This window comes from Sporosarcina sp. P2, assembly GCF_002743255.1.
Classification (GTDB): Bacteria; Bacillota; Bacilli; order Bacillales_A; family Planococcaceae; genus Sporosarcina.
Genome location: NZ_PDYY01000013.1, coordinates 38,767 through 51,066, shown reverse-complemented (window position 1 = coordinate 51,066; position 12,300 = coordinate 38,767). Strand labels below are relative to the sequence as shown.

Below are 12,300 nucleotides of genomic sequence, written 5' to 3'. Positions count from 1 at the left end.
AATAAAATCAACATAATATTATGAGAACTATACTAAATTTCCCATTTGATAAATAAAAACACTTAAAATTATGAAAATTTTAAAGCGTATTCAGAAGGCGGTATAAAGTGTTTTCCCTTACTTAGAAAGTAAAATAAGGGATTCGTGAAAGGAGAATAGGGAATTCCCTGATAGAAACGAGTAGAGAAAGACGTATAGTTATATAATATAAAGATATTTTATAAGACTTGATAGAAAAGACCTACAATACATTGTAATTAATAGGGAATTCCCTCAGTTTGATTTCAGATTACTCAGATTATTTCGGGGTAAGAAGATTAGTAGACTTGATTCATTTACTGCTACGTTCTAAAAAGGAGTGGAAATGTTCGATGAAAAAGAGATTCGGATTGAATTATTTTAAACCTGTCGAGAGTTATTCTGGAAGTTGGTCAGTGTTAGAAGAGAAAAATCGTGATTGGGAAAACATGTACCGTCAACGCTGGTCGCATGACAAAGTGGTCCGTACGACGCATGGCGTAAACTGTACAGGCTCCTGTAGCTGGAAAGTCTTCGTCAAGAATGGCATTATCACATGGGAAAATCAGCAAATCGATTATCCTTCCTGTGGCCCTGATATGCCTGAATTCGAACCGCGTGGTTGTCCACGTGGCGCGTCGTTTTCTTGGTATGAATACAGTCCATTGCGCGTGAAGTATCCTTATATACGCGGCAAGCTGTGGCGCATGTGGAACGAAGCGTTGGAGGAAACGAAAGATCCTGTAAAAGCATGGACAGCAATCGTTGAAGACCCTGAGAAAACCAATGAATACAAAAAAGCCCGCGGGAAAGGTGGTCATGTCCGGATTCATTGGCGGGATGCGACGATGCTCATTGCGGCACAACTCATCTATACGGTACAAAAATACGGCCCGGATCGCGTGGCAGGATTCACACCAATTCCTGCGATGTCCATGGTCAGTTATGCATCGGGGGCGCGCTTCATTTCATTACTTGGTGGCGAAATGCTCAGTTTCTACGACTGGTACGCGGATCTTCCGCCATCTTCTCCACAAATCTGGGGTGAACAGACAGACGTTCCGGAATCGAGTGACTGGTTTAACGCAGGCTACATCATCATGTGGGGATCAAACGTACCGCTTACCCGGACGCCGGATGCGCACTTCATGACGGAAGTCCGCTATAAAGGAACCAAAGTCGTTTCCGTCGCACCCGACTATGCGGAAAGTGTAACGCATGCGGATGACTGGATCGCAGCAAATCCGGGAACGGACGCAGCAGTTGCTCAAGCGATGACCCACGTCATTTTGGATGAATTCTATCAAAAACGTAAAGAACCAACATTTATAAACTATGCCAAACAATACACCGATATGCCGTTCTTGATTTTACTTGATCCGCATGAAGATTCGTATAAAGCTGGGCGTTTCTTGCGTGCAAGCGATCTTGGACAACAGACGGCGCACGCGGAGTGGAAACCTGTGTTATTTGATGAAGCAAAAGAGGAAATCATTGTTCCAAACGGCACGATGGGGCAGCGCTGGGAAGAAGACGTCAAGTGGAATTTGCAACTGGAAAATGCAGATGGCACACGCATAGAGCCCGCATTATCCATCGAAAAGCAAGCCGAGCAATGGCTAGAAATTCATTTCCCATACTTCGATAACCGAGGAAATGGCACATTCAAGCGTCCGATTCCTGCGATGAAAGTACAATTCGCGGACGGCACGGAGCGTTTAGTTGCGACAACGTACGACGTCATGTTGAGTCAGTACGGTGTGAATCGAATCGACAGTGAGCTAGAGGCGACAGGTTATGACGATGTTACTTCTATCTATACACCAGCTTGGCAAGAAGCGATCACCAACGTTAAACCGGAACTCGTTACGCAAATCGCAATGGAGTTTGCACAAAACGCTATCGACACAGGTGGACGTTCGATGATTATTATGGGAGCGGGAATCAATCACTGGTTCAACAGTGATACGATCTACCGCGCGATTCTCAACCTTGTCACGTTGACGGCTTCACAAGGAGTGAATGGTGGAGGTTGGGCGCATTACGTAGGACAAGAGAAATGTCGTCCAATCGAGGGCTGGAGCACGATTGCCTTTGCGAAAGACTGGCAAGGTCCGCCACGTCTGCAAAACGCCACATCATTTTTCTACTTTGCAACCGATCAATGGAAGTACGAAGAAGCGGGTACGGATACGCTCATGTCACCACTTGGTGGGGAAGCGAGATACCAGCATCCAGCAGACTATAATGTTCTCGCAGCGCGTCTCGGCTGGTTGCCATCTTATCCTCAATTCAATAAAAATAGTTTACTGCTCGCGGAAGAAGCAGCGAAACTAGGCAAGACGGATACGAAAGAAGTCGTTTCGCATGTCGTAGATCAGCTGAAATCTGGCGAACTACAATTCGCAGCAGAAGATCCAGATGCACCGGAAAACTTCCCGCGTTCATTATTTGTCTGGCGTTCGAACTTGATTTCAAGTTCTGCGAAAGGGCAGGAATACTTTATGCGGCACTTACTCGGTGCTTCGGACGGTTTGCTTGCTACGCCGAATGAGGATATGAAACCGAAAGAAATGGTTTGGCGTGATGACGTGGAAGGAAAGCTCGATCTATTAGTGGCACTCGACTTCCGCATGACTGCGACACCGCTATATGCAGATCTCGTTCTACCAGCTGCTACTTGGTATGAGAAAGTGGATCTGTCATCAACTGATATGCACCCATTTGTCCATCCATTTAATCCGGCAGTCAACCCATTATGGGAATCCAAATCGGACTGGGACATTTATCGTGAAATCGCAAAAACGTTCTCGACACTTGCGGAAACGCATTTGCCGGGTGTCTACAAAGACTTGGTTACCTCTCCATTAGCGCATGACTCGGTTCAGGAAATTGCTCAGCCGATGGGCGAAGTGCATGACTGGAGTAAAGGTGAAATTGAAGCAATTCCGGGCAAAACGATGCCGGGTATGACGATTGTAGAGCGAGACTTTACGAAGGTTTACGATAAATATATTACGCTCGGGCCGCTATTGTCGACAGGGAAAACCGGCGCACACGGTGTTAGTTTCTCAGTAGCGGATGAATATGAACTGATGAAAGGTATCAACGGTATTTATGAAGACGACACCGTGAAAGACGGCTTGCCTAAATTGTACACAGCGAAACACGCAGCAGAAGCGATGTTGACGCTATCTTCCGCAACGAACGGCCGTGTATCGCAAAAAGCATTTGAAGCCGCGGAGCATGATACGGGCATGGAACTAAAAGACATCTCCGCAGACCGCGCAGCAGAGCGATTCACATTCGCAAGTATTACCGCCCAACCACGTGAAGTGATTCCAACACCGGTCTTCAGTGGTTCGAATAAATTGGGCCGACGCTACTCGCCATTTACGACGAATATCGAACGTCTCGTGCCATTCCGTACATTAACGGGTAGACAGCATTTCTACGTCGACCACGAATTATTCCTAGGATTTGGTGAATCATTGCCAGTCTATAAACCGACGCTTCCACCATTCGTCTTTGCGGATCGTGATGCAGACATTAAAGGCGGACAAGATGCGCTCGTCTTGCGTTATTTAACACCGCACGGTAAGTGGAATATCCACTCGACATACCAAGACAACCAGCACATGCTCACGTTGTTCCGCGGTGGTCCGACCGTGTGGTTATCGAATCTCGATGCAGAAGAGCACGGAATCGACGACAATGCTTGGCTCGAAGTATATAACCGAAACGGTGTCGTCAACGCACGTGCAGTTGTCAGTCACAGAATGCCTAAAGGTACGATGTTTATGTACCACGCACAGGATAAGCATATTCAAATGCCGGGTTCAGAAATCACCGAGCAGCGCGGAGGAAGCCATAATGCACCGACGCGAATTCACATGAAGCCGACTCAAATGGTAGGTGGCTATGCACAGCTCAGTTATGGATTCAACTACTACGGACCGATCGGTAATCAACGTGATGTCTACGTCGCAGTCCGTAAGATGAAGGAGGTCAACTGGCTTGAAAATTAAAGCGCAAGTTGCAATGGTCATGAACTTAGACAAGTGTATTGGGTGTCATACATGTAGTGTGACGTGTAAAACGACATGGACGAACCGTGAAGGTGCCGAGTATATGTGGTTCAATAACGTGGAAACGAAACCCGGGATCGGCTACCCGAAACGTTGGGAAGATCAGGAACTTTATAAGGGTGGCTGGCAGTTGCGAAAGGGCAAACTAGAACTGAAATCGGGTTCCAAGCTGTCGAAAATCGCACTCGGCAAAATCTTCTATAATCCCGATATGCCAGAAATGAAAGATTACTATGAGCCATGGACATATGACTATGAAAAACTAACGTCCGCACCGGATCGAGAGCATACACCGGTTGCACGTGCGAAGTCTGTCATTACGGGCGAATACATGGATCCAGAGTGGGGCCCGAACTGGGAGGATCAGTTAGCTGGCGCGCATATTACAGGACCTACTGACCCGAATATCGAGAAAATTGAAGAAGAAATCAAATTCAACTTTGAACAAGCGTTCATGATGTACTTGCCGCGACTATGCGAACACTGCTTGAACCCGAGCTGTGTAGCCTCTTGTCCGTCAGGCGCTATGTACAAGCGTGACGAAGATGGAATCGTTCTGGTCGACCAAGAAGCGTGTCGCGGATGGCGGTACTGTATGACTGGTTGTCCGTACAAAAAAGTATACTTCAACTGGAAAACGAATAAAGCGGAGAAATGTACATTCTGTTTCCCACGCGTGGAATCCGGTTTGCCAACAGTTTGTTCCGAGACATGTACAGGTCGAATTCGCTATCTAGGTGTCTTGCTTTACGATGCAGACCGCGTGCAAGAAGCCGCATCTACACCGGATCCGAAAGACTTGTATCAAGCACAATGTGATTTGTTCCTAGATCCGCATGATCCGGAAATCATCGAGCAAGCAATGAAAGATGGCATTTCCGAGGACTGGATCGACGCAGCACAAAACTCACCGGTTTATAAGTTAGCGATCGAATACAAGTTGGCCTTCCCATTGCACCCGGAATACCGGACATTGCCAATGGTATGGTACGTCCCGCCGCTTAGCCCGATCATGAACTACTTTGAAGGCAAAGATTCCATCAAAAATCCGGACATGATTTTCCCGGCTATTGAAGAAATGCGAATTCCGCTTCAGTATTTGGCAAATATGCTAACGGCTGGAGACGTGGATATTGTCAAAGGAGGCTTGCAGCGTATGGCGATGATGCGTTCGTACATGCGTGCGGTTTCTTCAGGCAAGGACTTCGACGAAACGAAATTGGAGCGTGTTGGTTTGACTGCGAAACAGACAAAGCAGATGTATCGCTTGCTTGCCATTGCCAAATACGAAGATCGTTTCGTAATTCCAACATCTCATAAGGAAAGTCAAATGAACGTCTACCGCTCACAAGGTTCAGCAGGTTACGACGGTATGGGAACTTACGGTGAACAAGCACCGGCTCAGAATCCGTATTCTTCATTTTCTGTAATGGGCTCGGACGGAGGTTGTGACGGGTGCGGACCTGTAACACCGGGAGCTGCTCCAGTGAAAACGGGCAAGGAAATCTATGAAGAAAACTTCTACGGGGGGATCTGGCGTGATTAATCTGGACCTCTTATATGACAAGAAGCATATCTTCGGCTTTTTCTCCCATCAACTGAACTATCCGGAAAAGCTAACATTCCATCCAGATATGTGGAATGAGTACGTAACGGAAGATGCTGCGGGTTACGCTGACCTGCAGCTCTACTGGGAAGCGATGCAAACATATAGTTTGGATGAAATACAGGAACTGTACACGTACACATTCGATTTCCAGAAAGACGCCACGCTGTTCATGACCTATGTGAAATTTGCAGACTCGAAAGAGCGCGGTCAGACGCTGGCACAATTAAAAGTGTTATACGAAATGTTCGGGCTCGAAATGCCGGATGAAGAACTATCCGACTTGCTTCCGTTAATGTGTGAATTTATTTATGCAGCTGAATGGAAGGGAGATCCGCGAGCGCAACAAAGCTTTTCCATGTTGCTCGCGGTCATCGAGGATGGTTCCTACTTTTTAATGAAAGCACTTGAAAAGTATCAAAGTCCATGGCTTCATTTGATCCGTGCACTGCGTGAAACATGTAAATCATGTATTCAACGGGAGGTTTCCGCTAATGACTAGTCAATTTCTTTGGGTCATTTTTCCTTACATCTGTATTGCCGTATTTATTGTAGGACATATTTTCCGCTATAAGAATGATCAATTCGGCTGGACCGCGAAGTCGAGTGAGTTTATTGAAAAGAAGCAATTAATGATCGGCAGTTTGCTGTTCCACATCGGTATCTTCCCCGTCATTTTAGGTCATGTGGCAGGACTTGGGATTCCGAAAGAGTGGACACGGGCAATGGGTATCAGCGACCATATGTACCACATCGGTGCAGTTTGGGGTGGCGGATTCTTTGGTGTAGTGACATTAGTGGGAATGATTATTTTGACGTCCCGTCGTTTCACAAAGAGAAATGTTCGCAAGTTATCTTCTAGGTCGGATTTACTCGTCAATACCTTTTTGCTATTTATCGTTTTCATTGGGGTATATAGCTCATTGATTACAAACACGATGACGCCAGGATTCGATTACCGTGATACGATTTCGGTCTGGTTCAGATCCTTGCTCATATTCCAGCCGGAAGCTGCATATATGGCAGCTGTTCCCATAGCGTTCAAGCTTCATATTTTAACTGGCTTCCTTATTTTCGCGATGTGGCCATTCACACGACTCGTTCACGTCTGGAGTGTGCCATTGAATTATGTAGGTAGAAGTTATATTCTATATAGAAAACATCAGCCGACCAAACAATCACCCCGGTAAGCGAATGATGAATAATAGGAGATTAAGTCTATGACAGGACAAGTAAATAGTAATTTCCAACTGGCGATTGACGAACTGAAAGAAACGCTTCATGCGGATTTCATCGGCTTGGCGTTAGTGGATTTGAAGAAATATCATCACGGCCTTAAGTGGCGATATGTAACGGGGAATATCAGTTTACGCTACCGTAGAATTGTCCTTCAATCAGGAAAAGGTGTGGCAGGAATTGTGTTCAAGACAGGGAAGCCGATGAAGATCGAGAATGTTGAAGCAAGTATAGTGGATGGAGATCTCTATAACTATCCGATTGTCGTATTTGAAAAGCTGAAAAGTTTTGGCGCGATTCCTCTATTCCGTGATGATCATGTGCAAGGCGTACTTTTGATTGGCTATCGTGAAGTGGACCGGTTAACGGCTGACAAGTTTGAGCAATTCAAGCATGCGGTAGGACCTCAATTCGGACCGTTTCACATGAAGGAGCGATTGAAAGATGACTTTATTGAACAATGACCAGTTAACAACTATGCTGCACAAACTATACGATCGTACGACAGAAGCGATGTTTTTTTTCGGCGAGAATGGCAAAATTCTATCCATGAATGAAGCGGCGAAACAAATAATGGAACCTGCTCTCTATGACAAGATGCTGCAAGGCGAGGCGGATGCAATTTGTCTTACATGCCGTGGCTATACAAGTGAAGACGAACAGATGACATGTGTCTCGTGTTTCATGGAGAAACCACAACAAACCGTCTCTTCATTCCAACTCTTTTTGGAGACAAAAGATCTTGGCGTGCAACCATACAGCGCAACCTATCAGGTGTTAGATGAAGAGCAACACGTATCCATGTTGATGTTGCGTAATTTAACGAGACAAACCCAGACATCCGAAGTTCTCCATCAAAGGTTACGGATGCAACAAGTCATTTTAGCGCAGGAAAATGAACGCAAACGAATTTCACGCGAGCTACATGATAGCGTGGCGCAGGAAATGCTCAGTTCGCTCGTCGATTTGCGCGTCTTGAAATATATGGGCATGAACGACAAAGCGCTTGAGAAGTTGAGACAAACGGAAGGTTCACTTATGCGTTTACTTGATGAGATCCGCCATCTATCTGTTGAATTGCGACCAGCAGTACTCGATGATTTCGGATTGGAAGCGGCTTTCCGGACGCACATCAAGAATTTGGAGAAGAATTACGGACTGTATGTTCATTTCGAATCGGATGTGAAAGAAAGACGGTATGATGGTGCGATTGAAACAGTTGCGTATCGCATCGGCCAGGAAGCGATTCTCAACTCCATGAAATATGCCCAAGTAGAAGATGTTTTTTTAACTTTAAATGAAGTGGACGGACAGCTACAAATAAAAGTATGCGATGAAGGTGTCGGCTTCAATGTCAATGACTTTACACCGCAAGGCACGGGCCTCGGTCTATATGGGATGAGAGAACGGGTGGAATTAGTAGGTGGCAGTTTAACGATCGTCTCTAGTCAGCTAGAAGGCACGACAGTCCAAGCAAATATTCCGCTGAAGAAGGAGAGAGCAACGAGTGAAAATCATAATAGCTGATGATCATGCAGTCGTCCGCACAGGATTTATGCATATCTTGAATTTTCAAGACGATATGGAAGTCGTAGCAACAGCGGCAGATGGATTGGAAGCATATGAACTAGTTGCGAAGCACAGACCGGATATTATTTTACTGGATCTTAGCATGCCTCCTGGCCAAAGTGGCTTGATTGCGACAGGCAAAATCCATGAAGACTTTCCAGAAACGAAGATCATTATTTTAACGATGTACGATGACGAGGAGTATATGTTCCACGTACTGAAAAACGGTGCAGCGGGCTATATTTTGAAAAATGCTCCTGACGAAGAGTTGCTCCACGCCATTCGTGAAGTGTATGACGGCGGGACGTATGTTCATCCGTCTATGGCTACTTCGCTCGTGAGGGAGTTTGTGAAAAAAGGAACGAATGAGACAGATGAAGATGATCCGTTCAAGATATTATCTAAAAGGGAAATTGAAATTCTGCCGCTTGTTGCAAAAGGTTATGGCAATAAGGAAATAGCAGAAATGCTGTATATTTCCGTCAAGACTGTAGAAGCGCATAAGGCGAAAATGATGGACAAGCTGCAATTGAAGAGCCGTCCGGAACTCGTCGAATACGCTCTACGCAAGAAGTTTCTAAGTTTTTAATGAAGAGGTGAAGGATGATGAGCAATACAGGACTGACGCATACGCTACCTGCCCTACGCGTGCTCGAAAATGAACATCGTTACTTAATGTCTTTGATGGAGCAGTGGCATGCGATTGTGCTAGGTTTTGAGAATGAACGGTTCACGCGTGACGAAGGTCTCGAAGCGCTCAAAAAAATGCGCGAGCTAGTCATCGAGTTCATCGATCCGCTAAAAAACCATACAGAAAAAGAAGAAGCATTCCTGTTTCCGATGCTTGCGAAATATGTAGGAAATGATCAAGGACCGGTTCAAGCAGTGCAAGAAGAACACGATGAAATTGATGCGTATATCGGACATTTCCTCCATCATACAAGAGGGGATCTATCGGAATTTACACTCGCGATGATGCAAGACGTCGTAAAAGACGCAGGTGAAGCGTTTGAAGTCATTATGATTCACTTTGTAAAAGAAGAAAACGTCATCTTTCCGATGGTTCTGTCGGTCTTACGTGCAAAAGAACAAGATGAATTATTCGAACAATTGTATACGTCCATTTTACCTGAGTAACAAACTATAGTAGTTTAAAAGAAAGAGTGTTGGGTAGATTTTCAACTAACTTCAGATGGGATGGATTCCTATGACACAAAAGATTCAATTACCTCTGCAGACGGCAAATCTAGTTGTCGGCTTCATGGTATGGGTCCTGATCTCTTCCTTATTACCATTTATTAGCGAAGATATCAGCATTCCACCAGAGCGTGTAGCCATCATCACAGCAATCCCTGTAGTACTCGGTTCGATTTTGCGAATTCCACTCGGGTACTACGCCAATGTCTATGGCGCACGTATGATGTTTTTCATCAGTTTCATTGTATTGCTATTTCCTGTCTACTACATAAGTGAAACATCAACCGTGACAGGGCTATTAATTGGCGGAACGTTGCTCGGGATTGGAGGCGCGATTTTCTCTGTTGGTGTTACGTCACTACCGAAGTATTATCCTAAGGAAAAGCACGGACTGGTCAATGGTATTTACGGAATGGGGAACATCGGGACAGCGATCACGACGTTTTCAGCGCCGGTCCTTGCGATGAAGTTTGGCTGGTCCATGACCGTCAAAATGTATTTGATTTTATTGCTTGCATTCATCGCATTGAACTTTTTCTTCGGTGACCGTAAGGAAGTAAAAGTGAAAGCCCCGATTATCGAGCAAATTAAAGGTGTCTATAAGAATGAAAAACTTTGGTTCTTCTCGTTGTTCTATTTCATCACATTCGGTTCGTTCGTTGCATTTACTGTGTTTTTACCAAGTTTCCTCGTCAATTACTTTGGACTCGATAAGGTCGACGCGGGACTTCGTACAGCAGGCTTCATCGTCGTCGCGACATTATTACGTCCGGTCGGTGGTTGGTTAGGCGATAAGTTCCAGCCGCTATTCATTTTAATGGGTTGTTTCGCAGGTTTGACGATAGCGTCTATTGTACTGGCATTTTCACCGGATATCGCACTGTACACAGTCGGTAGTATTATGATTGCGGCAGCTGCGGGTCTTGGAAATGGTGTAATCTTTAAATTAGTACCGATGTATTTCAGTAAGCAAGCAGGTACGGTGAACGGGATTGTATCGATGATGGGTGGTCTTGGTGGATTTTTCCCTCCATTATTACTCGCAACGATTTTCTCTATGACAGGTTCCTACTCCATTGGTTTCATGGCGTTTTCACAAGTATCATTAGCCAGCCTTGTATTGGCTATTTGGCTTTACTACATGGATCGTACGAGCTTATCTAAAGAAGTATTTGATTCGACTGGCCAAGGTATTCTCGTGACCAATTCAAAAGGTCTCATTGTTTCGGTCAATCCGGCATTTACGAAACTAACAGGTTATAGTGAAGAGGAAGTACTCGGTCTAAGTCCGAACATCTTAAGTTCAGGCAGACATGATCGTGAATACTACAATGATATGTGGCACACTCTTAATGAACAGGGTGTCTGGCAAGGCGAAATTTGGAATAAGAAAAAGAGTGGCGAAGAGTACTTGGAGTTCCTATCCATCAGTTCGGTGAAAGATGGAACAGGCGACGTCGTTCGCTACGTAGGTTCATTCAGTGATATTAGTCCAGAGACACATGCAGGCAATCGGTCTTAACCGGTTGCCTCGCTTGTTGTTTCATGAAAGGAAGTAGATGAAGTGGAGAATCGATATTCACGGCAAACATTATTTCAACCTATTGGGTTGTTGGGACAGCGGCGGCTATCTGATGCACATGCAGTGATTATAGGCTGTGGTGCGCTCGGTTCGTCGATTTCCGAGACGCTCGTGCGCGCGGGAATCGGTAAAATAACGCTTGCAGACCGCGATTATGTGGAGGCATCTAATTTGCAGAGGCAACAATTATTCGTCGAAGCGGATGCGAAAAATAGTGTGCCGAAAGTCGTAGCGGCAGCACGTCGTTTGCATGCCATTCGTGAAGATGTTGAAATGATCACGGTGCTCGATCATATCGATGGACCGTTGCTCGAAGAAATTGCGGTCGGCGCGGATATTCTACTTGATGCAACCGATAATTTCGAAACACGTTTGCTGATCAATGACGTCGCGTGGAAACTACATATCCCATGGGTCTACGGCGCAGTCGTTAGCAGTTCAGGTAGCGTCTTTCCTTTCAATCCCGGTAAGACACCGTGTTTCCGCTGTCTACTACCGGTCATGCCAGCGGTCAATGAAACATGTGATACAGTAGGGGTAATTGCGCCTGCAGTACAGATTTCGGCTGCACATCAAAGCGCGGAAGCGATGAAATGGCTGACAGGAAATGAAGAGGCCATGCGCACGAAACTTCTGCATTTTGATGTGTGGAATAATACATCCGTTGAAGCGGGAATCAGCCGGATGAAGAATCCGCAATGCGAAACTTGTGGTGAACATCCAACGTATCCTGCGTTGCATCAAGTGGCGGGCACGCAATACGCTGTGCTTTGCGGACGTGATACAGTGCAAATCATACCCGACGCAGGACGCAAGTTGACAGTGGCGGACGGTGTGAAAGTCGCCCAACAACTAGAATCGAAATACCGGGAGACACCGTTTTTCGTGGAATTTCAGGCGGAAAACTATCGCTGTATTTTGTTCGGTAATGGCAGGTTGTTGATTCATGGATTAAAAGATATGCGAGAAGGACGGAAAATCTATCATTCATTATTCGGCTAGGA

Annotated in this window: 10 protein-coding genes; all 10 read left to right on the top strand. The window is 45.6% G+C overall.

Annotated elements, in window-relative coordinates:
- Positions 1-371 precede the first annotated feature (371 nt).
- The 10 genes from CSV67_RS13455 to CSV67_RS13410 all read left to right on the top strand — a co-directional run bounded on the left by CSV67_RS13455 (position 372) and on the right by CSV67_RS13410 (position 12,298).
- On the top strand, positions 372-4,046 hold the full coding sequence (locus CSV67_RS13455) for a nitrate reductase subunit alpha (RefSeq protein ID WP_099632109.1): 3,675 nt from the start codon (positions 372-374) through the stop codon (positions 4,044-4,046).
- Entirely contained in the window at positions 4,036-5,652 is a 1,617-nt protein-coding gene (gene narH / locus CSV67_RS13450) for a nitrate reductase subunit beta (protein ID WP_099632108.1), read from the top strand. The genes CSV67_RS13455 and narH overlap by 11 nt, the downstream gene beginning before the upstream one ends.
- The gene (gene narJ / locus CSV67_RS13445; RefSeq protein ID WP_099632107.1) at positions 5,645-6,214 is read left to right on the top strand and encodes a nitrate reductase molybdenum cofactor assembly chaperone; all 570 of its coding nucleotides are present in this window, start codon (positions 5,645-5,647) and stop codon (positions 6,212-6,214) included. Before narH ends, narJ begins: the two co-directional genes overlap by 8 nt.
- Complete coding sequence (narI, locus tag CSV67_RS13440) at positions 6,207-6,902, top strand: respiratory nitrate reductase subunit gamma (protein WP_099632106.1); 696 nt, start codon at positions 6,207-6,209, stop codon at positions 6,900-6,902. The genes narJ and narI overlap by 8 nt, the downstream gene beginning before the upstream one ends.
- A gap of 30 nt (positions 6,903-6,932) precedes the next feature.
- Positions 6,933-7,412 carry a GAF domain-containing protein gene (locus CSV67_RS13435; RefSeq protein WP_099632105.1) on the top strand — a complete coding sequence of 160 codons (480 nt, stop codon included), beginning with the start codon at positions 6,933-6,935 and terminating at the stop codon, positions 7,410-7,412.
- Positions 7,393-8,475, top strand: a complete 1,083-nt coding sequence (locus CSV67_RS13430; RefSeq protein ID WP_099632104.1) for a sensor histidine kinase — start codon at positions 7,393-7,395, stop codon at positions 8,473-8,475. Before CSV67_RS13435 ends, CSV67_RS13430 begins: the two co-directional genes overlap by 20 nt.
- Entirely contained in the window at positions 8,456-9,106 is a 651-nt protein-coding gene (locus tag CSV67_RS13425; protein WP_099632103.1) for a response regulator, read from the top strand. The genes CSV67_RS13430 and CSV67_RS13425 overlap by 20 nt, the downstream gene beginning before the upstream one ends.
- Positions 9,107-9,120: 14 nt before the next feature.
- Positions 9,121-9,654, top strand: a complete 534-nt coding sequence (locus CSV67_RS13420; protein ID WP_233189633.1) for a hemerythrin domain-containing protein — start codon at positions 9,121-9,123, stop codon at positions 9,652-9,654.
- Positions 9,655-9,724: 70 nt separating this feature from the next.
- Positions 9,725-11,236, top strand: coding sequence for an MFS transporter (locus tag CSV67_RS13415; RefSeq protein WP_099632102.1), 1,512 nt, complete (start codon positions 9,725-9,727; stop codon positions 11,234-11,236).
- A gap of 42 nt (positions 11,237-11,278) precedes the next feature.
- Positions 11,279-12,298, top strand: a complete 1,020-nt coding sequence (locus tag CSV67_RS13410; protein WP_099632101.1) for a ThiF family adenylyltransferase — start codon at positions 11,279-11,281, stop codon at positions 12,296-12,298.
- Positions 12,299-12,300 lie beyond the last annotated feature (2 nt).